This window comes from Sphingobium phenoxybenzoativorans (assembly GCF_018286635.1).
Classification (GTDB): domain Bacteria; phylum Pseudomonadota; class Alphaproteobacteria; order Sphingomonadales; family Sphingomonadaceae; genus Sphingobium; species Sphingobium phenoxybenzoativorans.
The window spans coordinates 1,008,080-1,031,095 of the sequence record NZ_CP073910.1 but is presented as its reverse complement, the minus strand read 5'-3'; the positions used below and the strand labels follow the sequence as shown (position 1 = coordinate 1,031,095).

Annotated in this window: 21 protein-coding genes; 16 read left to right on the top strand and 5 right to left on the bottom strand. The window is 60.1% G+C overall.

Annotated elements, in window-relative coordinates:
- Positions 1–48: 48 nt before the first annotated feature.
- Positions 49–1,053, top strand: coding sequence for an isopenicillin N synthase family dioxygenase (locus KFK14_RS05045; RefSeq protein WP_212610106.1), 1,005 nt, complete (start codon positions 49–51; stop codon positions 1,051–1,053).
- A gap of 70 nt (positions 1,054–1,123) precedes the next feature.
- Here KFK14_RS05045 and KFK14_RS05040 read toward each other — a convergent pair whose 3' ends face one another.
- A complete protein-coding gene (locus KFK14_RS05040) occupies positions 1,124–2,269 on the bottom strand; it encodes a CaiB/BaiF CoA transferase family protein (RefSeq protein WP_212611046.1) in 1,146 nt (381 codons plus the stop codon).
- A gap of 74 nt (positions 2,270–2,343) precedes the next feature.
- Between KFK14_RS05040 and KFK14_RS05035 the strand changes: the two genes are divergently transcribed.
- The 4 genes from KFK14_RS05035 to KFK14_RS05020 are packed head-to-tail and all read left to right on the top strand — an operon-like array spanning position 2,344 to position 5,781.
- Positions 2,344–3,303, top strand: coding sequence for a hydroxymethylglutaryl-CoA lyase (locus KFK14_RS05035; protein WP_212610105.1), 960 nt, complete (start codon positions 2,344–2,346; stop codon positions 3,301–3,303).
- A 23-nt stretch (positions 3,304–3,326) separates the two neighbouring features.
- Positions 3,327–3,989: an isochorismatase family protein gene (locus tag KFK14_RS05030; RefSeq protein ID WP_246524892.1), complete on the top strand. Its 663-nt coding sequence runs from the start codon at positions 3,327–3,329 to the stop codon at positions 3,987–3,989.
- Complete coding sequence (locus KFK14_RS05025) at positions 3,989–4,864, top strand: polysaccharide deacetylase family protein (RefSeq protein WP_212610103.1); 876 nt, start codon at positions 3,989–3,991, stop codon at positions 4,862–4,864. The genes KFK14_RS05030 and KFK14_RS05025 overlap by 1 nt, the downstream gene beginning before the upstream one ends.
- Entirely contained in the window at positions 4,861–5,781 is a 921-nt protein-coding gene (locus KFK14_RS05020) for a polysaccharide deacetylase family protein (RefSeq protein ID WP_212610102.1), read from the top strand. Before KFK14_RS05025 ends, KFK14_RS05020 begins: the two co-directional genes overlap by 4 nt.
- A 19-nt stretch (positions 5,782–5,800) precedes the next feature.
- On the opposite strand, the gene KFK14_RS05015 is transcribed toward KFK14_RS05020, so the two are convergent.
- Positions 5,801–6,565, bottom strand: a complete 765-nt coding sequence (locus tag KFK14_RS05015; RefSeq protein WP_212610101.1) for a GntR family transcriptional regulator — start codon at positions 6,563–6,565, stop codon at positions 5,801–5,803.
- A 252-nt stretch (positions 6,566–6,817) separates the two neighbouring features.
- Here KFK14_RS05015 and KFK14_RS05010 point away from each other — a divergent pair, with 252 nt between their 5' ends.
- The 10 genes from KFK14_RS05010 to KFK14_RS04965 all read left to right on the top strand — a co-directional run bounded on the left by KFK14_RS05010 (position 6,818) and on the right by KFK14_RS04965 (position 16,946).
- Positions 6,818–8,275 carry a 3-isopropylmalate dehydratase large subunit gene (locus KFK14_RS05010; RefSeq protein ID WP_212610100.1) on the top strand — a complete coding sequence of 486 codons (1,458 nt, stop codon included), beginning with the start codon at positions 6,818–6,820 and terminating at the stop codon, positions 8,273–8,275.
- On the top strand, positions 8,275–8,937 hold the full coding sequence (leuD, locus tag KFK14_RS05005; RefSeq protein WP_212611045.1) for a 3-isopropylmalate dehydratase small subunit: 663 nt from the start codon (positions 8,275–8,277) through the stop codon (positions 8,935–8,937). Before KFK14_RS05010 ends, leuD begins: the two co-directional genes overlap by 1 nt.
- 39 nt (positions 8,938–8,976) lie before the next feature.
- Entirely contained in the window at positions 8,977–11,124 is a 2,148-nt protein-coding gene (locus KFK14_RS05000) for a TonB-dependent receptor (protein WP_212610099.1), read from the top strand.
- The gene (locus tag KFK14_RS04995) at positions 11,121–11,975 is read left to right on the top strand and encodes a hypothetical protein (RefSeq protein WP_212610098.1); all 855 of its coding nucleotides are present in this window, start codon (positions 11,121–11,123) and stop codon (positions 11,973–11,975) included. The genes KFK14_RS05000 and KFK14_RS04995 overlap by 4 nt, the downstream gene beginning before the upstream one ends.
- Positions 11,976–11,989: 14 nt before the next feature.
- Complete coding sequence (locus tag KFK14_RS04990) at positions 11,990–12,535, top strand: ureidoglycolate lyase (protein WP_212610097.1); 546 nt, start codon at positions 11,990–11,992, stop codon at positions 12,533–12,535.
- 7 nt (positions 12,536–12,542) lie between these two features.
- Positions 12,543–13,850 (top strand): MFS transporter, encoded by a 1,308-nt coding sequence (locus KFK14_RS04985; RefSeq protein ID WP_212610096.1) that lies wholly within the window; start codon positions 12,543–12,545, stop codon positions 13,848–13,850.
- Positions 13,851–13,895: 45 nt separating this feature from the next.
- Entirely contained in the window at positions 13,896–14,927 is a 1,032-nt protein-coding gene (locus KFK14_RS04980; protein WP_212610095.1) for a class I SAM-dependent methyltransferase, read from the top strand.
- Positions 14,924–15,220: a hypothetical protein gene (locus KFK14_RS04975; RefSeq protein ID WP_212610094.1), complete on the top strand. Its 297-nt coding sequence runs from the start codon at positions 14,924–14,926 to the stop codon at positions 15,218–15,220. Before KFK14_RS04980 ends, KFK14_RS04975 begins: the two co-directional genes overlap by 4 nt.
- A gap of 112 nt (positions 15,221–15,332) precedes the next feature.
- A complete protein-coding gene (locus KFK14_RS04970) occupies positions 15,333–15,713 on the top strand; it encodes a VOC family protein (protein ID WP_212610093.1) in 381 nt (126 codons plus the stop codon).
- A gap of 180 nt (positions 15,714–15,893) precedes the next feature.
- Positions 15,894–16,946, top strand: coding sequence for a pirin family protein (locus KFK14_RS04965; RefSeq protein WP_212610092.1), 1,053 nt, complete (start codon positions 15,894–15,896; stop codon positions 16,944–16,946).
- Between the two features lie 58 nt (positions 16,947–17,004).
- Here KFK14_RS04965 and KFK14_RS04960 read toward each other — a convergent pair whose 3' ends face one another.
- From KFK14_RS04960 to KFK14_RS04950, 3 genes are read right to left on the bottom strand one after another with little or no spacing between them, the layout of a single operon-like run.
- A complete protein-coding gene (locus KFK14_RS04960; RefSeq protein WP_212610091.1) occupies positions 17,005–17,955 on the bottom strand; it encodes a DUF979 domain-containing protein in 951 nt (316 codons plus the stop codon).
- Positions 17,952–18,623, bottom strand: a complete 672-nt coding sequence (locus KFK14_RS04955; protein WP_212610090.1) for a DUF969 domain-containing protein — start codon at positions 18,621–18,623, stop codon at positions 17,952–17,954. The genes KFK14_RS04960 and KFK14_RS04955 overlap by 4 nt, the downstream gene beginning before the upstream one ends.
- Positions 18,624–18,639: 16 nt before the next feature.
- Positions 18,640–19,173 (bottom strand): winged helix DNA-binding protein, encoded by a 534-nt coding sequence (locus KFK14_RS04950; protein WP_212610089.1) that lies wholly within the window; start codon positions 19,171–19,173, stop codon positions 18,640–18,642.
- Positions 19,174–19,295: 122 nt separating this feature from the next.
- Here KFK14_RS04950 and KFK14_RS04945 point away from each other — a divergent pair, with 122 nt between their 5' ends.
- Positions 19,296–22,901, top strand: a complete 3,606-nt coding sequence (locus tag KFK14_RS04945) for a hydantoinase B/oxoprolinase family protein (protein WP_212610088.1) — start codon at positions 19,296–19,298, stop codon at positions 22,899–22,901.
- The last annotated feature ends 115 nt before the right edge of the window (positions 22,902–23,016 follow it).

The window sequence follows — 23,016 nt, the reverse complement described above, 5'->3', positions numbered from 1 at the left end:
AGCCATAAGCGCCCTTACCGCGCGATGTCCGGCAACGAATGAGGTGCAATGACGCAGCAATATGTCCTTCCTCTTGTCGACATCTCGAATATCGGCAGCGACAGTTTCGAGGAGCGGTTGCAGGTGGCCCGCGATCTCGACAAGGCCTGCGTAGAGGCTGGCCTCCTCTACATCAAAAGCGCACAGTTCGACGGCGACATCTTTCGCAGGCTGATCGACAGAGCGAAACACTATTTCGCCGCCGATATCGACACGAAGATGCGCAGCTATATCGGCTATTCGGAGAACCACAGCGGCTACGTCCCCATCGGTGAGGAGCAGTTTGGCGGCGGCGGTTACGATTTAAAGGAAGCCTTTGACGTCAACTATGACTATCCGTTGGCGGAGGGACGCCGGCCGTTATTGGGTCCTAATCTGTGGCCCGATATGCCCGGTTTCCGGGAGGACGTGCTTGCCTATTATCAGCATATCAAGGCTATTGGGCATCAGCTTTTTCGCGCCTTCGCACTAGCGCTTGGACTGGAGGAGACTCATTTCGATGCGCACCTCCAGCATCCGCCAAGCCAACTCCGGCTCATTCATTACCCTTTCGACCCGGATGCCAAGGATCGGCCGGGTATCGGGGCACACACGGATTATGAATGCTTCACCCTGCTATTCGCGACCGCGCCGGGCCTCCAGGTCATCAATAAGCAAGGAAAATGGGCCGACGTGCCGTTGATCGAAAATATGATGATCATGAACATCAGCGATATGATGGAGATCATGTCGAACGGCCGATATGTCGCGACAAAACATCGGGTGAAGAAGGTCAAAGAGGAACGCTATTCCTTTCCGCTCTTTTTCTCCTGCGATTATGATCATGTGATTGCGCCAATGGTGAAGGGCGAAGCGCCGAAATATCCGCCATTGAAGGGTGGCGAACATCTCTACAACCAGACCGCGCAAACCTTCGCCTATCTGAAGCGCAAGATCGCAAACGGCGAACTGGCCCTCCACAACGCCGTGCCGCTGGACTCCTTCGGACTCCATGAGGCTCAAGCGAAAGCATAAGCCCCCCGATGTTCCGGCGACGACAGGCCCAAATGGGCCGCGCACTTAAAAGCAAAAAAGCTAGCGGCGGCTATCTATCTGAATGATCGATTTCATGCAGGATCGCATCCGCATGCTGACCCGCCAGAGGGATATCGTGCCGCAGCCCCATGCGTTGTCCGTCGAGTTCGATCGGCAGGCCCGGCAGGCGGGTTGCTTCACCACCTGGAAGGGTTACGTCCATCAGACCACCGGACGCTGTAAGGTGCGGGTCATCAAACAATTCGTCGGGCCGCGCGATCGGTGCGAATGGCAGTCCCAACCTGTCTAACTTCGCGATCAGAGTTTCGCGGGGCATCGCCCTGAACAACGCACGCACCTGTGGCAGAATGACGTCGCGGGCCAGCACCCGCTGATTATTCAGCGCATAGTCGGGGTTTCCACCCAGATCCTTCAATGCAAACGCATCGCAAAACTGTCGCCATTGACCGTCGCTGACTACTCCGACGAACAGTTGCTCTCCATCCCGCAAAGTTTCGAATACATCATATATTGCCCAGGCAGAGATCCGAACCGGCATGGGTTGCGCCGCCTGTCCTGTGACGGCTTTTTGCGCCATATGCTGGCCGACCAGGAATGCAGTGGTTTCATACAGAGCGCACTTGACCTCTCCGCCCTTGCCGGTCCTGTGCCGGCGCTCCAGCGCAGCCAGTACCCCGATCACGCCAAACATGCCGCCGGTGATATCCACCACAGAGGAGCCTGCGCGCAGCGGCCGTCCGGGAGGACCGGTCATATAGGCGAGGCCACCCATCATCTGCGTAACTTCATCCAGTGCGGTGCGGTGTTCATAGGGTCCGTTGAGGAACCCCTTGGCCGAACAATAAATGAGACCGGGATTGTCCGCCGACAGCGAAGCATAATCCAGCCCCAGCTTGGCGAGGGTTCCCGGACGAAAATTCTCGATCAGGATATCGGATCGCAAGGCGAGCCTGCGCGCAGTCTCCAACCCGCTTTCCGATTTCAGATCGAGGCAGATACTGCGCTTGTTACGATTGAACATCGGAAAATATCCAGCGCCTGAACCAAGCAGGCTACGCGTCTTGTCCCCACCTTCCGGCTCCACCTTCACGACATCGGCGCCAAGGTCGGCAAGGATCACCCCCACCGACGGTCCCATGACCATATGAGAGAATTCCACCACCCGGATACCGGCCAGCGGCAAATTTTCTGTCATCACCTTCTTGAGACTCCTACTCGACACTTGGTCATTTTGATATATAAGTAATACAAATAAGCAAGGGCGAGAATATGAGTCATCACACTGCCGGCATCGATATATTGGTGAGCGAGGTAGGGCCACGCGACGGCCTGCAAAGCATCCCTTCGATCATGCCGACGGAAGCGAAGAAAGCCTGGATTTCTGCCGCAGCGGACGCAGGTTTACGGGAGATTGAGGTCGGCAGCTTCGTTCCCGCCAAGCTGCTCCCGCAACTCGCCGACACCGCGGAAATCGTCGCCCATGCAAAGACGATTCCCGGCCTGACCGTTGCCGTACTTGTGCCCAATGCGCGTGGTGCGGAGGCAGCGATCGCCGCAGGCGCCGACAAGATTACCTTGCCATTATCGGTATCGGAAACGCACAGCCTCGCCAATCTTCGCCGCACTCACGAACAGGTGATCGACGAAGCTGTGTCCATTGCCGGCCTCATCCGCGCGCAGCCCGCAAACCATCGCCCGCATTTTGAAGGCAGCCTGTCGACCGTATTTGGCTGCACGTTGGAGGGCGCAATTCCAGATGCGCAGATCGCGCGGCTTGCCGCTGCCCTTATGGACGCAGGCTGCGATGAAGTGGGGCTATCCGACACCACCGGCTATGCAGACCCTTCAGCAGTGAAACGGCTCATAACCCTTGTTCGCAATGTCGTCGGCGATGCAGCGCTCACGGGCATCCACCTCCATAACACGCGCGGTCTTGGACTCGCCAATGCGCTCGCAGCGCTTGAGGCCGGCCTTACTACGCTGGACTCATCGCTCGGCGGGATAGGCGGATGTCCGTTTGCGCCAGGCGCCAGCGGCAATATCGTCACCGAAGATCTTGTGTTCATGCTGGAAGCGATGGGGCTGCGGACAGGCATCGATATTGAAAGACTTCTGAAAGTGCGGGAGATCGTCTCGGCCGCTCTGCCGGATGAGGATATGTACGGTTTTCTGCCGGACGCTGGATTGCCCCTGGGCTTCGCGCCCCCGAAGCAGATGGAGTATGTGTGATGGGCCAGATCGTGGGCACAAGAATGATTTCAGACGGAAAGACAGCGCGCCAGATCTTCGAGGAAGTCATGGCGAACCCTGCGCGCTCCAAGTTCGGCTTTGGTGAGAAACTCGCGATCGTGAATGTCGACTTCCAGAATGCCTACACGCGGATCGACGAGTTCAAGACGGCTTACGAAACCGACCCGCTGCAGATCGCCCATACCAACACAATCTCTCGCCTCGCGCGCGCGAAGGACATGCCCGTCATCTGGACTCATGTCGCCTATATGGATGACGCAAGCGATGCAGGCATATGGGGTACACGCACCAACACACCTGACAGCCTTCAGAATATCAAGATCGATTCCCGCCGCCATGCCTTTGACGACCGGTGCGAGATCGATGAGGCAAAGGATGCGATCTATACCAAGCGCATGCCATCGGCCTTTTTTGAAACGCCCCTGCAAAGCCTCCTGGTCTGGCACAAGGTCGACACGGTCGTGGTGACGGGCGGTTCGACGTCCGGGTGCGTCCGGGCTACAGCGGTGGACAGCTTGAGCCGCGGCTATCGCACCATCGTCCCGATCGAGACCTGCGCGGACAAGCATGAGAGCTATCACTTCGCCAATCTGACCGACCTTCAGCTTAAATATGCCGATGTCGAGCCGGTGCAGACGGTGATTGACTGGCTGGAGGCTCGTTGATGCGCGAGGGTGAGAAAGATCCCGGCCTTTACGACTTCCGTCCTTATCGCGAGCGGCCCAAGCTGAATTGGCCGGATGGAAAGCAGGTGGCGGTGTGGGTATCGCCCAATATCGAGTTTTATGAGCTCGATCCGCCCGCTAACCCGCACCGCAAAAGCTGGACGAAGCCGCATCCCGATGTCGTCGGCTACAGCCATCGGGATTATGGCAATCGCGTCGGTCACTGGCGCATGGCGGAAGTGATGACCAAACACGGCTTCCTCGGATCGGTCAGCCTGTCAGTCGCAATGTGCCAGCATCTTCCGCAGGTTGTGGAGGACGCCAATACGCGGGGCTGGGAATTCTTTAGCCACGGCATCTATAACACCCGCTACAGCTACGGCATGGACGAGGCGCAGGAGCGTGCGCTGATCGAGGATTCGATCAGGACCGTGCGCGATGCGACTGGTCAGACGATCAAGGGATGGCTTGCTCCCGCCTTGACCCATACGCCGCGCACGCTTGATCTTATCGCCGAATATGGTCTCAGCTACACCTGCGACCTCTATCACGATGATCAGCCCGGCGAGGTCCATGTGAAGCAGGGACGGCTGATCTCCATGCCCTACAGCCTGGAGGTCAACGATCATTACGGCTTCTTCGTTTATAACATGAGTCCCCGCGAATATGCCGACACGCTGATCCGGCAATATCAGAGGCTGGCGGATGAAGGCGGCACGGTAATGTGTATCCCTCTCCATGCCTATCTGATCGGACAACCTCATAGGATCGGCCCTTTTGAGGAGGTGCTCAAACATATCGCCGCTGACGGCCGCGCTTGGATAACCCGTAGCGGCGACATTGCGGACCATTATATGCGTGAGGTGACGGCATGAGCCTGGAACCAGAATATCTGGAATATCCGCTGCGCAAACAGGGGATGGACCATGATTATTATAGCTATTCCAGCCTGTTTGACCGGCCACCAATCACCTGGCCATCGGGCAAGAGTGTCGCGGTAGCAATTGTCGTCAATCTGGAATGGTTCCCTATCCTGCCGGCTGACAAGCCGTTCCGCGCGCCCGGCCATATGGTCACGCCCTATCCCGACTACCGCCATTACACCTCGCGGGAATATGGCACGCGGGTCGGATTCTACCGCATGCTTGATGCATTCGCGGAGGCTGGAGCAAAGGTGTCCGTTGCGGCAAACAGCGCCATCGCGGAACGCTATCCGCAAATAATCGCAGACATTGTTGACGCTGGTCATGAAATCATCGCCCACTCAACAGACATGAATGGCGCCATCGCCACTGGACTTGCTGAGGATGAAGAACGCGCGCTGATCACAGCGTCGCTCGATGCCCTCGAAACGGCAAGCGGCGCGCGGCCGCGTGGCTGGATGTCGATTGCGCGATCGCAATCGTTCAACACCGCCCGGCTTTTGGCGGAAGCCGGTGTCTCCTACATGTGCGACTGGGTGAATGATGAACTACCCTATCGCTTTACTACGCCAGCGGGGGATCTGATCAACATACCGATCAATCACGAATTATCGGACCGCCAGATCATCACCGTCCAGCAGAACTCGGCAGATTCCTGGGCTCAACAGATGCAGGATGCGCATGTCTTTTTGACGGCGGAGGCGAAGCAATTTGGCGGGCGGTTGCTGCCGATCAATGTCACCCCTTATATTATGGGATTGCCATACCGGATGGGCGCATTTGAACGGCTGCTCGGCTGGCTCGCGGCGCAACCGGATACCGCATTCCACACAACTAGCGAGATTGCACACGCGCTGGCCCCGGCCTAGCGCGCCTTGCCTGATGCGTTCAGACGGTTACGCCGTGAAGGTCCAGCCGTATCTGATAACGATCCGGGCGGAAATGCGCCTGGACATGCTGGATCGGCCGCTTGTTTGCATCATAGACGGTGCGGTTGACCCTCAGTAACGCCGATCCAATATCCACTTGAAGCAGTGACGCAAATGCAGCGTCGGCCAGCGTAGCGGAGATCGTCTGTTCCGCCGCGCCGATACGGATGCCCGCTTCCCTTATCAACGCAAGCATCGGCGTTTTCCTTAGCGCAGCGCGTGTCAGCTTCACCCCCAAGGCGCCCGGCACATGCGTCACGAAATGGCCGAGCGGCGCATCATCCTGCCAGCGGACACGAACCGCCCGCACAAGGTCCGCGCCCGGTGCGACCTCAAGGGTCGCATCCATCGGCGGCGCGGCCGGGACCGTTTCCAGATCGATCAGTTTGACCTGCGTATTGCGGCCGAATGCAATTAGCGATTCCAGCGCCTGGTCGATATCGCCTTCAATTGGTTTTGCAGGCGGCCGGAACGTGACGATGGTGCCGACCCGCTGCTTGCGCGCGACAAGCCCGGCCTGAGCCAGTTCATCCAGCGCCCGCCGCGCGGTGATGCGGGACACGCCGAAGCTGTCCGACAATTCCTGTTCAGTCGGCAGCCGCGACCCGACTTCCCGTTCTCCCGTGGCGATTTCGCCGCGAAGCTGAAGAAATATCTGATGATAGAGCGGCACCGGCTGATGCCTGTCGACGCCAGCGGTCACCTCATCGGCCCGTTTAGGCATCGATCCCCCTCTCACTCATTGTTGCCCCGCCCGCGCATAGCACTGAGGCACAACATATAACAATTCGTAGTTCGCATGAAGCACAGTTCGTGAAGCCGGCCGGCGGCTGGCTCCGCCTGCCCAGAACCATCCGGCAAAGATTGCACATTTATTTATTGTGCTATCTATATAACAATTATATTGTCCTACTTATATACCAAATAAGCGATTCTAAAGCAGCGATGGGGCACCCCAAAGCCGCTCAGGGGGACAATGGAACACAGCGCCGGAAAATTGATCGGAAAGGAAACCGCGCCCGGAAATCGGGCGGGAAGGACGCTGTTCGACAAAATCTGGACAATCCACCAGGCGGCGGAAATCAATTCTGAAACCGACCTTATTCTGATCGACCGGGTCCTGCTGCACGAGCGTACGGGGGCGATCGCGCTAAAAAGCCTGGCCGCTGCCGGGCGAGAAGTGTTGGCCCCATCGCAGGCATTTGTGACGATGGATCATGTTGTCGATACGCTTCCGGGGCGGACCGACGCCACCAGCATGCCGACTGGTACAGACTTCATCGTCGCCACGCGGGAGTTTGCCACCCGCGCGGGCATTACCCTGTTCGATCTCGGCGATCCGGATCAAGGGATCGGCCATGTTATTTCACCAGAACTTGGAATAGTCCTGCCTGGGACTACCCTGGTCTGTCCGGATAGCCATACCTGCTCTCAAGGCGCACTGGGCGCGCTTGCCTGGGGCATAGGATCAACCGCCGCCGAGCATGTGCTGGCCACATCCACGCTGCGGGTGAAGCGCCCCCGGACGATGCGTATAACTATCGACGGCGTGCTGGCGGCGGGCGTGACCGCAAAAGATCTGGCGCTGTATCTGCTACATCGTTTCGGTTCCGCTGGTGGTGCAGGCCATATCGTCGAATATGCGGGGACCGCCGTCGCCGCACTCGACGTGGAGGCGCGCCTCACCCTGTGCAACATGGCGACCGAATTTGGCGCTTTCTCCGCGATCATTGCGCCCGACGACAAGGTTTTCACATTCCTGAAAGGCCGCCGATATGCGCCCGGCGACGCGGACTGGGATGCTGCAATGGCGTCCTGGAAAGAACTTCGCAGCGATGAGGACGCGACATTCGATGCCGAACATCGGATCGATGCCGCAGAAGTAACCCCCATGGTGACGTGGGGCATCAGCCCGCAGCAGGCAGTCCCACTCGACGCCAGCATACCCCATTTCGCGGATGTTTCGGCGCGTGATCCGCGCGAACTCTATGACCGGGCGCTTGCCTATATGGATATTGCCCCGGCCAAACCAATGATCGGCCTGCCCATCGACGCCGCCTTCATCGGATCATGCACCAACAGCCGTATTTCCGACCTGCGTCGGGCAGCGGCAATACTGGCGGGGCGCAAGATCGCGCCAGGCGTCACCGCCATCTGCGTCCCCGGATCGACACGGGTCCGTAAACAGGCCCAGGATGAAGGGTTGGACCAAATATTCCTCGATGCCGGGTTTGAGTGGCGCGAGTCCGGCTGCTCGATGTGCTTTTACGCGGGCGGAGAGAGCTTCGGCCACCGGCAACGCGTCATCAGTTCAACCAATCGCAATTTCGAAAGCCGGCAAGGTCCCGAAACGCGAACCCATCTCGCATCACCGGAAACCGTGGCCGCCTCTGCAGTCATGGGCGCGATCGCCGATCCGCGGGGGTTCGCGTGATGGAACCGTTCACCACCCTGACGGCCATCGCCGCACCGTTGTTGCGCGACAATATCGATACGGACGCGATCATCCCCTCTCGCGAGATGCGGTCCGTAACGAAAACGGGGCTAGCGGACGGACTGTTCGCGGGTTGGCGCTATTCCGGCGTGAGTTCGCGAGAACCTGACCCGGATTTCATCCTGAACGATCCGCGTTTCGCGCCTGCCCGCATCCTCCTGTCGGGCGCGAATTTCGGATGCGGTTCCAGCCGCGAACACGCAGTCTGGGCGCTGGCCGAATTTGGATTCCGCGCCATCATCGCCGAATCCTTCAATCCCATTTTCCGCGGCAATTGCGTGAATAACGGCATCGTCCCGGTGGAGTTGGACTGTGACGCCATCGCACGCATAGCGGCATCGCTCGGCCATTGGCCCGCGAGCCAGCAGGTCACGGTCGACCTTCAGCGCTGCACGGTCAGCACGGCTCAGAGCGATCTCTGGCAATTCCAGATCGATGATGAAGCGCAGGAGATGCTGCTCGGCGGCATGGACGCGATCGAACTGACGCTGACCAGGCGGGACGCGATCGACCGGGCAAGAGCCGCCGACCGGCTCAGGCGGCCCTGGATCTACTTGGAACAAGGAAGGAAAGACTCCGCAAAGGAGCAAATAACGAACTGATTGGGAACAAAACATCAGATACAGTGGAGGTGACACGATATGCATCTACGGAAAACTGGTTCACTGCTGACGGCAATGCTGCTTGCGAGCGCGCCGCACTATGCTTTCGCTCAGTCGGCAGCGCAGACAAGCGAAGCCGCCGCAGCGGCTTCCAGCGAAGACGATGGAGGTCTTTCGGAAATCACGGTTACGGCGCGGCGTGTATCCGAAAATCAGCAAAATACGCCAATCGCAATCACAGCGCTTAGCGGCGCGATGCTTCAGCAGTTGGGAACGCTGGACACCATCGACCTGTCCGGCCGGGCGCCAAACGTGCAGATCATCCAGACTGGCGCCGGCGCTGGCGCGGCGTCGGTGTTCATCCGCGGCATCGGCAACAATGCGCTGGGATTCAACCTTGCCAACCCAGTCGGCGTATATGTCGACGACGTATATATGCCGCGCCTTCAGGGATCGCTCGTCGATCTGCTCGACCTGGAGCGCGTCGAAATTCTGCGTGGTCCGCAAGGCACACTCTACGGCCGCGATTCAACCGTCGGCGCGATCAAATATGTCAGCAAAAGCCCTGACTTGAACAACGCGCATTTCACCGGCCGCGCTGCTCTGGGTGATTATGACCGCCGCGATGTCCTCCTTGGCGCATCGATCCCTTTGATTCCGGGCGAGCTGGCGATGAAGGTTGACCTCTCGTCCCGCAGTCAGACCGGCTACATGATCGGCGTCGACGCGAACGGCGTGGATGATGGCCAGCGTGGCAACGGCATAGACCGTCAGAGCGGCCGCTTCTCGCTACTTTGGACGCCAGGTGATGCATGGCGCATCAATTTCGTAGCCGATATCACCAACGATGACTCCGGTTCGACGATCCCGACACGCATTTCATCACCCACCGGCGGCACCTGCGCCCCGGCAGTGGCGGCGTGCGTCCCTCGTTTCGGCTCGCCGTACAAAACCGGCATCAACATCGTGCCGCTGGGCTATGCGCATTCATGGGGCAACAGCTTGCGCGTGGAATATGACGCCGGTCCGGCGGTCATCAAATCGATCACAGCCTATCGTGAGCTGGACTCGCTGGACGTGATCGATCAGACCCGCCTTCCCGGCCAAGGTGTATTGCTGCGCGATCTGAAGAAGCAGAACCAGTTCTCGCAGGAACTGCAGATCACTTCGAACACGGAAAGCCGCTTCAGTTGGGTCGCGGGCCTCGTCTATTTCCGCGAGAAGATCGACCATGACGCCAATCTCTACACAACCCATAATGTCGACGATACGCAGAAGGCCGACAGCTACGCCGCCTTCGCCAACCTGAACTATGAGTTGATCGACGGCCTTCACCTGGAAGTCGGCGGCCGCATCAGCAAGGAGAAGCGCTGGATCGACCGCGTCGTGTTCCCCATAGGCGGGGGAACGCCTTTCCTCACCGGAACAGCGTCATTCTCTGAAACGAAAGGCACATACAAGTTTGGCGTCGACTATGCGTTGACGCCCGATGTCATGGTCTACGCCTCGCACTCGACAGGCTACCGGCCGGGCAGCTTCTCCAGCACCTATGCCTCACCCCGCGTGGCGCAGGTGGTGTTCGGCAACACCGGAGCGGAAACGGCCAAGAACAACGAAATCGGTCTCAAGTCCGAATGGTTCGCGCGGCGGCTTCGTCTGAACGTCGCGGCGTTCGACACCAAATATAACAATATGCAGACGCAATCGACCGCCGTGCCTTACAATGTGACAGCCACCGACTTCTCGTTCAAGGGCGTGGAGGTCGAAATGGAAGCACGGCTCACCCGTGGCCTGTCGCTGTTCGCCAGCGGCGGTTATCTGGACGCGGAAACCCTGTCAGGTTCTGCGGCTGGCCGGCGCCCGCGGCTGACGCCGGAGTTCCAGTTCTCGGTTGGCGGCGAATATCGCTATACGCTCGCCAGCGGCACGGAGTTGTTTGCGAATATCAACAATGTCCACACCAGCGCATATACGACCGATCCATCGAACGTGTCATCGGCCTCGCAGGGCGCTTATTCGTTGTTGGGCGCGAATGTCGGCGCGGAATTTGATGAAGGAAAATATCGTGTAGCTGTCGGAGGCCGGAACCTTACCGACTCCACCTACTTTAACGGCACGTCCCTCAATGTTTCGCAATATTACGGCGCGCCGCGCACCGTATTTGTCGAATTCCAGGTGAAGCTATGACCTCTGACTACGTCCTCATCGATACCGACACGATGCCGGTGGAGGATGATCCTCGCAATCCGGGAAAGAAGACGCAGCTTCTTCTTTCCCGCGAGGACACTGGCGGCGGCGTTGTGCGGATCAGCTACTGGCCCGCAGGCTTTACGGAGAAGATCCGCGCCATGGCGACCGATGGGCATCGCCACTATCACCGCAGCGTGAACGAACGCCACTATGTGCTCGGTGGAGACTGGACGGCGCTCTATTGGCCGGACCCCGAAGGGGGTCCGGTGCCCACTCGCCTGACGCGGCACCACTATCTCGAAAATCCGCCGATGGCGCTGCACGGCATCAACCGGGACATGGGCCCTGAGACCGGCACCAAATTTCTGGTGTGGACCAGCGGTCCGGGCACGGATGTCCATGAGCCGGAGGCGGCAACAGAGTCCTTCGATGTAGAATTTGAAGGCGAAGTGCCGCCGGAAGTGAATAGCACGCCGATCCTGTTCAATGCACAGGACCGGTCTTGGCTGCCACATCCGCAACAGCCGGGCTGGCTGGTCAAGGAATTGTCACCAGCGCAGGACGCGCTTCCCGCTGTGACGCTGGTCAACATTCCCGCAGGATCGAGCGCACCGGTACATGTGCCGTCTCCGGACGGTGACGTGAAGCGCTGGCTGTTCCTGATATCGGGCGACCTCAAGCTCGACATCCGCGGGAAGGGCGGGACCGTTCCCGTCGGCCTGCATGAGAACGCATTTCTGGCTTGGCGTAACCAGGCGGAAATCGTCAGCGAGAACCGGGCGATCAGCGATGGCGGATGCGTCGCAATCTGCATCGGGCATGTGCTGGGCGATGCCCGCACGGCATGAAGGATTGAAAGAATATGGAATTCCGCAACCTGAAGGTTGAGCCTGCAACGCGCGAGGCATTCGCGCCCTATGGCGTGCTGGTGGGGGTCGATGAGACTGTCGGCTCCCGCACCGGCCAATTCTATGGCGACAAGGTGGAACTTTGGGCACCGGGCGGTTTCGTCAGTGACGAGCAGACCCGCCTGAGCGTTGCGCGCATTCATGCCCGCGCCCCGGAAGTCGTCTGGATGGAGCGGCACTTCAAACATACCCAGACGTTCCTCCCTCTCGGCAGCAGCGCGTTCATCGCTGTTCTCGGCGCGCCAACAGCGACTAATCAGCCAGACCCTGACACGGTGCGCGCCTTCTATTTTGACGGAAGCTGCGGCGCGCAGCTCCATCTTGGCACCTGGCATGAATTTCCATTCCCGGCCGGCGAGGCAGCCGACGTAGTCATCATCATCCGCGCCGAGACCCAGGAAAATCTGGAAGTGAAGGAGAATGACGAGGCGATCGGCGCCGATCTGGAGAAGCGCAATCTCAAGGCTCGTCTGGGCTTTGGCTTCGCCTATGAGCGCTGACGGACAAATGATCACGTCGAGAAGCGGCGCGGCATACCGCTGGTATGTCGTTTACCTTCTGCTGTTGATCTTCATCCTTTCCTATCTCGATCGCTACATTCTGACCCTGTTGATCGAACCCATCAAGAAATCGATGGACCTCAGCGATTTTCAGGTTGGGCTTTTGCTTGGCCCGGCATTTTCCCTGTTCCATGTGCTCGTCGGCATACCGCTGGGTTGGTATGCCGACCGCGCCAATCGCAAGTTCCTGCTGATCGCCGGTATCGTCATATGGTGCGCGATGACCGTGGGCAGCGGTCTGGTGAACACCTTCATCCTGCTGCTCATCTTCCGTCTGGGGCTTGGCATAGGCGAGGCTGTGGTCAGTCCCGGCGCAGTATCCATCATCAGCGACTATTTCGACAGGAAAGAGCGCGCGCGGGCGATCAGCCTGTTCATGGCCGGACCTTATCTGGGGGCTGGGCTGGCCTTTCTGGGCGGAGGCATGGTGGTGCGCTGGCTGGAAACGCTGGGACCTTTGCACTTTCCTTTCGTGGGCGAAATGGAACCTTGGCACATGGCCTTCCTGCTCGTCGGAGCGCCCGGCTTCCTCTTTGCCGCGCTAATGCTTACGGTGCGGGAGCCGGAACGGCGCGAGAAGATTGCGCCAACACAGGGGTTCGGCGGCGCATTCAGCTATATTCTGAAAAGATGGCGCGGGTTCGGCGCGCTGTTCATCGGCTCGTCCTGCAACTTTGCGATCAGCACGCTCGCTTTCTGGAATATCCCGCTGTTCCAAAGGATTTGGGGTTGGAATGTCGCGGAGATCGGCGCGGTCACCGGCATCTTCTATTTCACTGCGGGGCCAATTGGCACGGCATTGGCTGTCTGGGCGCAGCGCAAATTCGCGCAGCATCATGTCGACGGGTCGATGCGGGTGCTTATCCTGGGCCTGTTGATCGGCGTCCCCGCCAGCGCGCTTTATCCGGTCATGCCGTCCGCTGAACTCGCAGTCATATTGATGTTCATCGCATTCATCGGAAAATCCGTTGCTACCGCCGGAGGCCCGTCCTCCATGGCGCTGATCACGCCGGGCGAAATCCGGGGCCAATCGCTTGCGATCTACAATACGGTCATTGCTCTGATCGGCCCGCTTTTCGGTCCGCCCCTGGTCGGCTGGGCGATCGACATGAGCGGCGATCCGAAATCGATCGGGATCATGCTGTTCGGCTATGTGTCGTTGATCGGCATTCCCTCGATCCTGTTGGTCTGGCTTGGCCTGAAACATTACCGCACCGAAGTGCAGGCGCTGGAGCGTACGCTTGATCGAACCTGATCCGTCTGGTGGCGGACTCCTGTGCAGCCCCCTGGAGAGCATTGCATGAACTTGGCATTGGATGAGCGCAGCCGGCTCGATTTCGTTCTTACCCTGCGGCGGCGCTGGGCAGATACTTTGTTTCCCGCGTTGCGCGAGCAGGTGGAGGCCGATGACGACAAGAGCGACATGCGCGCCGCGACCCGTCGCCAGCCTGCTTATCCCTGGTTTGCCTTCGTTGAGAGGGCATCGCAGAAAATGCTGTGGAGGGACGTGGCGGACGCGATTGGCGCACGCCCTCCGGCGCGCCATGGGCACAGCATGGGTCCCGCGGAATTGACCCTCGATCCCGCCATGCATCTGCCGAATTGGTATACGGACTGGGATATTCACCTGCAGCCGGGCGGCGTATGGCGCGCTGACTCCTCCGCCGACATTTACGAGCTTGGCGCAAAGCTCGTCATGCTTGGCGACAATGACGACTACACATTCCACCGCTCTTTCATCGAAACGGCGATACCGGACCGTCATTACGGCCGGATAGCGGATCTGGGCTGCGGCTTCGGCAAATCCACTTGGCCGCTAAAGAGGCGGTTCCCGGATGCGGAGGTGATCGGCATCGATCTGGCGGCGCCCTGCCTGCGCCTTGCCTATGATCGCGCAAATGCGGCGGGGCTGGCGATAGAATTTCGTCAGGCGGACTGTCAGGCCACTGGATTGGCGGACAGCTCCGTCAATCTTGTAACATCGACCATGTTGATCCACGAAATTCCCCGCCCCGCGCTGATCGCGACGCTGGCCGAATGCGCGCGCATTCTTGCGCCCGGTGGCCTGCTCCGCTTTCTCGATTTTACCCGCACGGGGGATGCGTTCCGCGACTTCGCAATGATGGAGCATGGGGAGCGCAACAATGAACCGTTCATGCCGGGCCTGCTGAGGGCCGATGTGCCCGCGCTTTGCGCCGAGGCAGGATTGATCAATGCGCGCTGGACCGCGTTCGACGAACGTGGCGCGGGCCGTCTGCCGGAAAGCGCATGGCCAGATCGTTCGGAGTGGCATTTCCCCTGGGCAGTGTTGGAAGCGGAGAAAAGCGCATGACCCTCCCCTCAAACGACCACGCCTATCTCAGAAACGTCGCCCCCGACCAACTTGCTGCGCTGATTTTCGAACTCGCGTCGCAGCTTCACGTCGAGCGCCAGCGCCGTATCGCACTGGAGACGGCTCTTCAGCGCGCCGGTCTGTTACAGACCGATACGCTCGATGCGCTTGCCGCTGATACGGAAATCCAGAATATGGGCCGTGAAGCGCTTGATCTGGCCTTGCGCCGCCTGCTGCGGGTTGTGACGGAGACGGGCGATCCGCGGGGCCCGCTGCGGGCGGAACATTGTTAGAGACTTTGGATGCCGCCAGACACCAGCCCAGCGCAGCTATAACGACCGCAGGCATTCTGCTACCAATCATCCTCTGACCTTTGCCCGTGGCGAATTGACCGGGGGGTTTTGGATGACGATAGGTTCCACCGCGCAATCCATCGCGTTCGTCAATGTAACTGATCGCAGCCGCGGCGTTGCCTTCTACCGCGACGTGATCGGACTTGATCTGCTCAGCTCGGATGGCTTTGGAGATCTGTTCGCGATTGGCGGCGCGAAACTCCGTCTTACGGCCATGCCGGACTACAAGCCATCGGGGCATCCCGCGCTTGGATGGGAGGTTGCCGACCTCACCGCTGCGATGGCCGCGCTCACCGGGCGCGGAATCGAATTCATCATCTATCCCGGCTTTGGGCAGGACAGTCAGGGCATTTGGACATCACCCGACAACAGCGTCAAACTCGCCTGGTTCGCTGATCCGGACGGAAATGTCCTTATGCTATCATCGGCGTAACAGCGAAAATGCAGCAAATGGGGCCGGCCAGCATTGATTGGCGCCCAGTTGACGCCACTTTCTCCCCGCGAAATTCGTCACAAGTTCCTTGTTTGTGACCGGGTGCCATGCATGTGCCTTCTTGCGGTCCGCCCCAGCGATACCCCATTTGCGCTCACATATCTGGAACGGGAGACATGAGTGACCGGCGCGATTTTGCGGAGCGAGCCATTGGGCTATCCTTGGGCGGGGACAGACCCGTTCCTGATCTGCACACATCATCTTGACCGGTATCCAGAAGCCAGTGACGGGCAAGGTATTGCGCAAGACAAGCTGCGCGGCCGCTCTCTTGGCAGCGACTTTACCGGCAAGGACGGGTACAACATGTACCATGGTACTTCCGTGCCTGGTTTCCCCGCGCATCCGCATCGCGGCTTTGAAACCGTGACGATCGCTCTGACGGGCCTGATCGACCATACGGACTCTATGGGTTCGATGGCGCGCTATGGCGATGGCGACGTGCAATGGCTCACCACCGGCCAGGGTGTCCTTCATTGTGAGATGTTTCCCTTGCGCAACGCACACGAGGGCAATCCTCTCGATTTCTATCAAATCTGGCTCAATCTGCCTGCCGACCGGAAGATGACTGAGCCGGCGTTCAAGATGCTGTGGGCCAGCGATATTCCCCTATATCGCGTCCAGAATGCAGAGGGCGCAATCGCGCAGGTCAAGGTCATCTCCGGGGCCTACGATCCTCAGGAAGAATCGCAGCCTGCCCTGACGCCGCCGGCGCCGGCGCCGGATTCCTGGGCCAGCGATCCGGAAAAGGATGTTGCGATCTGGGAAATCACACTCGAATCGGGAGCGAGTTTGACGCTGCCTCCGGCAACGGGGAAAGGCACACGGCGCACGCTGTATTTTCACACCGGCGACCGGCTGGCTGTTGCCGGACAGCATCAACCGACCAGAAGGCTGATCGAGGTGATAGCCCAGATGCCCGTTACATTGTCCAATGGTGGCGTTGAAACGGCCCGGATAATGCTGCTTCAGGGCGTACCGATTAACGAACCCATCGTTGCGCATGGCCCCTTTGTCATGAACACCCATGAACAAATACATCAGGCCATGCGAGATTTCAGGGATACCCGCTTCGGCGGATGGCCATGGTCGTCAAATGGGCCGGTACATCAACCGGGTCAGGGGCGTTTTGCCAGATATCCCGGCCGGACCGAAATTGACCTGCCGCCATCCTGATCGGAAAATACCCGTCAATTCATATATTTTCAGATGGCATTGCACCCTTCGAACCATGTCATAAAAACGCGAGGAAGCGCATCAGCAGGATATTGATCGCCAGCAAGGCGAAAGCCGTTGGCAACTGCGTCTTTATGACCTGGTTCCGGTCCGGCAGTTCCAGCACCGCCGCCGGTACGATGTTATAGTTCGCAGCCATCGGCGTTGTTAGCGTGCCGCAAAATCCGCTCAACATCCCTATGGCGCATACCGCCGCCGGGTCGCCGCCGAAGCGTTGGATAACCAGCGGCAGTCCGATTGCAGCCGTCATGATCGGGAATGCAGCGAAAGCGTTGCCCATGATTGCCGTGAACACCGCCATCCCGACGCAATAAATTATGACAGCGCTCCATGCCCCGTTGATCGGTATGAACCCGGTGATCAGCGGCGCAACCGCCTCTCCCACGCCTGCGAACGCGAACAGGCCGCCCAGCGCAGCCAGCATTTGCGGTAACAGCATCGCCCAGCCGACGGAATCGGCGAGCCGTCGTCCCTCGCCAATCATTGCGCGACCCGGTGGACGGCTCATCAACAGCGCAGCCCCAAAGCCAAGCACCGCAGCGATCCCCAGCGCGATCAGCGTGACCTGGCCCGGCTGGATAATTTGCCATCCTCCCAACTTGCCCTCACGCAGCGACAGCGTAGCGGCGATGGTCAGCATAGGGACCAGCAGCGCTGGCGCGAACAGCCAGGGTCCAAGCCGCCCTGCCGATTCCTCCCTTTCCTGCTTGCTGGTCGTGTGCGCAACCGACGGCCGCAACCCGCTGACCGCCAGCCCGACAAGAGCAAGGACGATCAACCCGTTTGCCAGGTCCGGCAGCACCGATCCCGCCATCAGGATCACCGCATAAAGCCCCCAGAATGATGCGCTTCGCCAACGCGCCGGATTATCCGCTTCGCGAAGATGGGAAATGGCGAAGGCGGCGAACATCGCACCAGTGAGCAGATAGAGATGCTCCAGCCGGATCATGCCCCTATCCTCGCCAGTCGCGATAGACGGCGATCAAGCATCTGCAACCGCATCCCATGCACCAGCAACGCGGCGATCGCGGTCGGGATAGCATGCAGCCCCAGGCTAACTGGGGTCAGGACGATGCCATAATTCGACAGGAAACTCAGCATCAGCAGGATTGACCCGATGGCGATGAAAATATCCTCGCCAAAAAACAGCGCCACATTGTCGACCGCGGCGGCATGCGCGCGCAATTTGTAACGAAGCGCAGGATCGAGCGGCAACTGCCGTTCGGCGGCGGCCTCCGTCATAGGAGCCACAAGCGGCCGCACCATCTGCACATGTCCGCCCAGGGAAGTCAGCCCCAATGCAGCCGTCCCCTGCCGAAGCAGAAAATAAGCGAACAGCACACGGCCTGCGGTCACACGCTTCAGCCCCGTGATCAGCCGCGCCGCCTGTTCCTGCAAGCCCGCGCGTTCAAGCAGGCCGATCATCGGCAGGATCAGCCATACGACGGCTATGAAGCGGCTGTCCCGCACCGCCGCGCCCAGCCGCTCGATTGTGGCGATGATGTCGAGGCCCGCGGCCAGGCCCGTCACAAGCGCGGCGCAAGCAACCACCAGCATCGCGTTCAGCCGCAGAATGAAACCCAGGATGATGACCGCGATGCCAGAAAGGACCAGCATGCCGCCCCTACCCCGCCTAGAGCGTCGCGGCCGCGCGGGCGGCCTGATTGTAGCTTCCCGATAGCAGGCGCATCTGCTGGGCGAGTTGGGAAAGCATTTCTTCGCTCGGCCCCTGGCTTCTGGCCGGACCGACGAGCAATTGCTCCCGAATTTGGCGATAATTCTCGCAGAAGGCGATGCCGGCCGCCGTCGGCCCGATCAGCTTTTCCTTACCCGCCCTGGTCGCCTCGACCAGACCCGCCGCCTCCAGCTTGCGCAGCGCGTAAGTCGCCAGATGCGTATCTTCTATGTCCAGAACCAGGGTGATGTCCGTCAGCCGCTTGGGCCGGTCGCGGTGCCGCACCGTGTGCATGATCAACACTTCAAGCGGCGTCAGTTGCGCGCCCGCCGCCGCTGCGCACCGGACCATCCAGCGGTGATAGGCGGTCGCCGCCAGATTGATGCTGAACTCCAGCTCCGACAGCGCGGGCGAAGCGCCGTCCGCCAGATGGGCCGAAGAAACGACCGGACGTCCTTTGGATGCAGACTTCGACTGAGTGGACTTGGCCATGAAAACCCCCGCTGAATGGCCGTATTCTGCCATTTGTAATCATTTTGTCAAGCCGATGTAGACAAAACGTCGATAAATTGTCATCTTGAGTCGCAGATTTTCAGGGGGTCCCGTTTCGAGTCATGGGTGGCTGGCAATTCTGGGTGGATCGTGGCGGTACTTTTACCGATATTGTGGCGCGCGCGCCCAGCGGTGACCTGCGCACAATCAAGCTTCTGAGCGAGAATCCTGCGCATTATCGTGACGCCGCCGTCGCCGGCATCCGGCAATTGCTCGACCTTGCGCCGGATGCGCCCCTGCCATCCCATCTGATCGACCGGGTGAAGATGGGCTCGACAGTCGCCACCAACTCCTTGCTGGAACGCAAGGGCGCCAAGACCCTGTTGCTGATCGACCGGGGCTTTGCCGACGTACTGCGCATAGGCAATCAGGCGCGGCCGGATCTCTTTGCGCTCGATATCCACCGGCCGGAGCCTCTATATGCCGCCGTCGAGGAAATTGGCGGGCGCGTCAGCGTGGATGGCGAGACACGCACGCCGCTCGATGAGAATGATCTGCTCGCCCGTCTGCATGAGTATCGCACACAGGGTTTCGAGGCATGCGCCATCGCCTTGATGCATGCGTGGAAACATCCGCATGCCGAACGGCGAGTGGCCGAACTGGTGCATCAGGCCGGCTTCCCTTGGGTTTCGACCAGTCATGAAGCAAGCCCATCAATCGGCCTGGTCGCGCGCGCCCATACGGCGGTGGTCGACGCCTATCTTTCGCCCATTCTGCGCCGTTATGTCGATCAGGTCGTTTCTGAGTTGGGCGACACACGGCTCTATTTCATGCAGTCAAGCGGCGGACTGACCGATGCGGCGCTGTTTCGCGGCAAGGATGCGATCCTGTCAGGTCCGGCGGGCGGCGTCGTCGGCGCAGCCCGCACGGCCGAGGCCATCGGCATCGACCGCATCATCGGCTTCGACATGGGCGGCACTTCAACGGACGTCGCCCTCTATGCGGGGCGCTTCGAGCGCGAGTTCGACACGGAGATTGCCGGTGCGCCAGTGCGCGTGCCGACGATGGCAATCCACACCGTCGCGGCTGGCGGCGGGTCGATCCTGCATTTCGATGGCGTCCGTTTCCGCGTTGGCCCGGACAGCGCGGGCGCGCAGCCAGGACCGGCCGCCTATCGCAATGGCGGCCCACTGACCGTTACTGACGCCAACATCATGCTTGGCAAAGTTCAGCCCGCGCGTTTCCCCCATATATTCGGACCGAACGCCAATCAGCCGCTCGATGCCGAAGTCGTGCAAACGAAGTTTGAGGAATTCGCGCAGGAGGTTTCCCGCACGAGCGGAGACAACTGGACTGCAACGCGGGTCGCTGAAGGTTTCGTACGGGTCGCCGTCGAGAGCATGGCGCAGGCGATCAAGCGGATTTCGCTGGAAAAGGGGCATGACGTCCGCCAGTTCGCGCTGCAATGCTTTGGCGGCGCGGGTGGCCAGCATGCCTGTCTGATCGCCGAGACGCTGGGCATGGAGCGCATACTCATCCATCCCTTTGCCGGCGTCCTCTCCGCCTATGGCATGGGCCTCGCTGATCAGAGCCTGATCACGCAACAGGCCATAGAACGGAATCTGGACGACGCCACGGTCAGGGATGTCGAGCAGCTTCTGACGAGCGCGGAACGGCAGAGCGCCGCCGAACTTCTCGCGCGCGAACCGGAGCCAGTGGACATCCTTTTCCACCGTCAGGCGGAACTTCGCTATGCCGGAACCGACACGGCGCTCAGCGTAGCGTTCGGCAATGCCGGAGCCATGCGCGCCGCCTTTGAGCAAGCGCATGCTCAACGCTTTGGTTTCCATACGCCGGACCGCGCCCTCATTCTGGAAAGCGTTACGCTGGAGGCGATCGTGCCCGGCGAGCCGGCCAAGCCGCTGACCGAAGCGCCAGCCGCTGCGCCATTTGAAGGCGAAGATGCCCAAATCACCCTGTGGAGCGGAGAGGAAGCGCATGCGGCGACTGTCCACCGGCGGGAAAGTCTGGCGCGCGGGACCCGCATCATTGGCCCTGCCCTCATCTGCGACGCGCTATCGACAACGGTAATTGAACCGGGCTGGCAGGCGGAGGTCTCGACCGGCGGCGTATTATTGCTGGAGCGGCAAGCACAGGCGGAAACGGCAGACGCGGCGAATGGCGCGACCTTCAAAAAGGCCGATCCCGTCCTGCTCGAACTGTTCAACAACCGCTATATGGCTGTTGCCGAACAAATGGGCGTGGTGCTGCAGCACACCTCGACCAGCGTGAATATCAAGGAACGGCTGGACTATTCCTGCGCCGTATTTGACGCCCAGGGCAATCTTATCGCCAATGCTCCGCATGTGCCGGTGCATCTGGGCGCGATGGGCGACAGCGTGCGCACCGTCCTGCGCCTGCGCGGAGATACGCTCAAGCCCGGCGATATGATCGTCCTCAACAATCCCTTTTCCGGCGGCACGCACCTGCCCGACGTGACCGTCGTGGCGCCTGTGTTCGATGACAGCGGACGCGAATTGCGCTTCTTTGTCGGCAACAGGGCGCATCATACCGACATTGGCGGCACAACGCCGGGATCGACCCCGCCCGACTCCGCCAGTCTGGAGGAGGAAGGCGTCGTCATCGACAATTTCCTGATTCTGGATGGCGGCCAGTTCCAGGAGCACGCGTTTCGCGACCTGCTTGCCGATGCGCCATGGCCTGCGCGCAATCCGGACATCAACGTCGCGGACATCCGTGCGCAGATCGCCGCTAACGAGACCGGCGTGCGCGAACTGCAGGCGATGGTCCGGGAACAGGGCTGGCCGCTGGTCCTTGCCTATATGGGCCATGTCATGATCCACGCGGAAGAGAGCATCCGCCGCGTTTTCGCCAAGTTGAAGGATGGTGAATTCGCCTATCCCATGGATGACGGCGGAATGTTGCGCGTGGCCGTGCGCATCGATCATGGCGCGCGCGAGGCGACGATCGATTTCAGCGGCACGACCGCGCAGCATGGCGGCAATTTCAATGCTCCGCCCGCCATTGTGCACGCAGTAGTGCTCTATGTTTTCCGTTGCTTCGTTGATGACGCCATCCCGCTCAACGAAGGCTGCTTCACGCCGCTGCGGATCATCTTGCCAGAGGGCAGTTTCCTCTCGCCCCGGCCCGGCAGCGCCGTGGTCGCCGGCAATACGGAGGTAAGCCAGGCCATCTGCAACGCTCTGCTCGGCGCGCTCGGCACCGTGGCGTCCAGCCAGGGGACGATGAACAACTTCCTGTTCGGCAACGACCAGTATCAATATTATGAAACGATTGGCGGCGGGTCCGGCGCTGGCGACGCGTTCGACGGCGCGTCCGCTGTCCATACCCATATGACCAATACCCGCCTTACCGACCCGGAAGTGCTGGAACTGCGATATCCGGTATGGGTCGAGCAGACCGCGATCCGCCGCCATTCCGGCGGGGATGGCCGCCATCGCGGCGGCGATGGCATGATCCGGGCGCTTCGTTTCCTCGAGCCGATGACGGCCACCCTCGTCTCATCCCGGCGTCAGGTCGCGCCCTTTGGCATGGCCGGCGGCACGGATGGCATGCCCGGCCGGCAATGGGTCATGCGGGCCGGCGGCCAGCAGGAAGATGTTGCCGGCTGCGGATCGATCGACATTGGCGCAGGCGACCTGGTCGTCATTGAAACCCCCGGCGGTGGGGGTTTCGGCGCTAATTAATTAAAACACAAAATAATATATGCAGGAAATACAATAATATAACAGATAAAATCAGTATAATACAAACATACCATAAGATCTTTATTTGAAAACTTCCAAGGAGAGGAGGGTCACA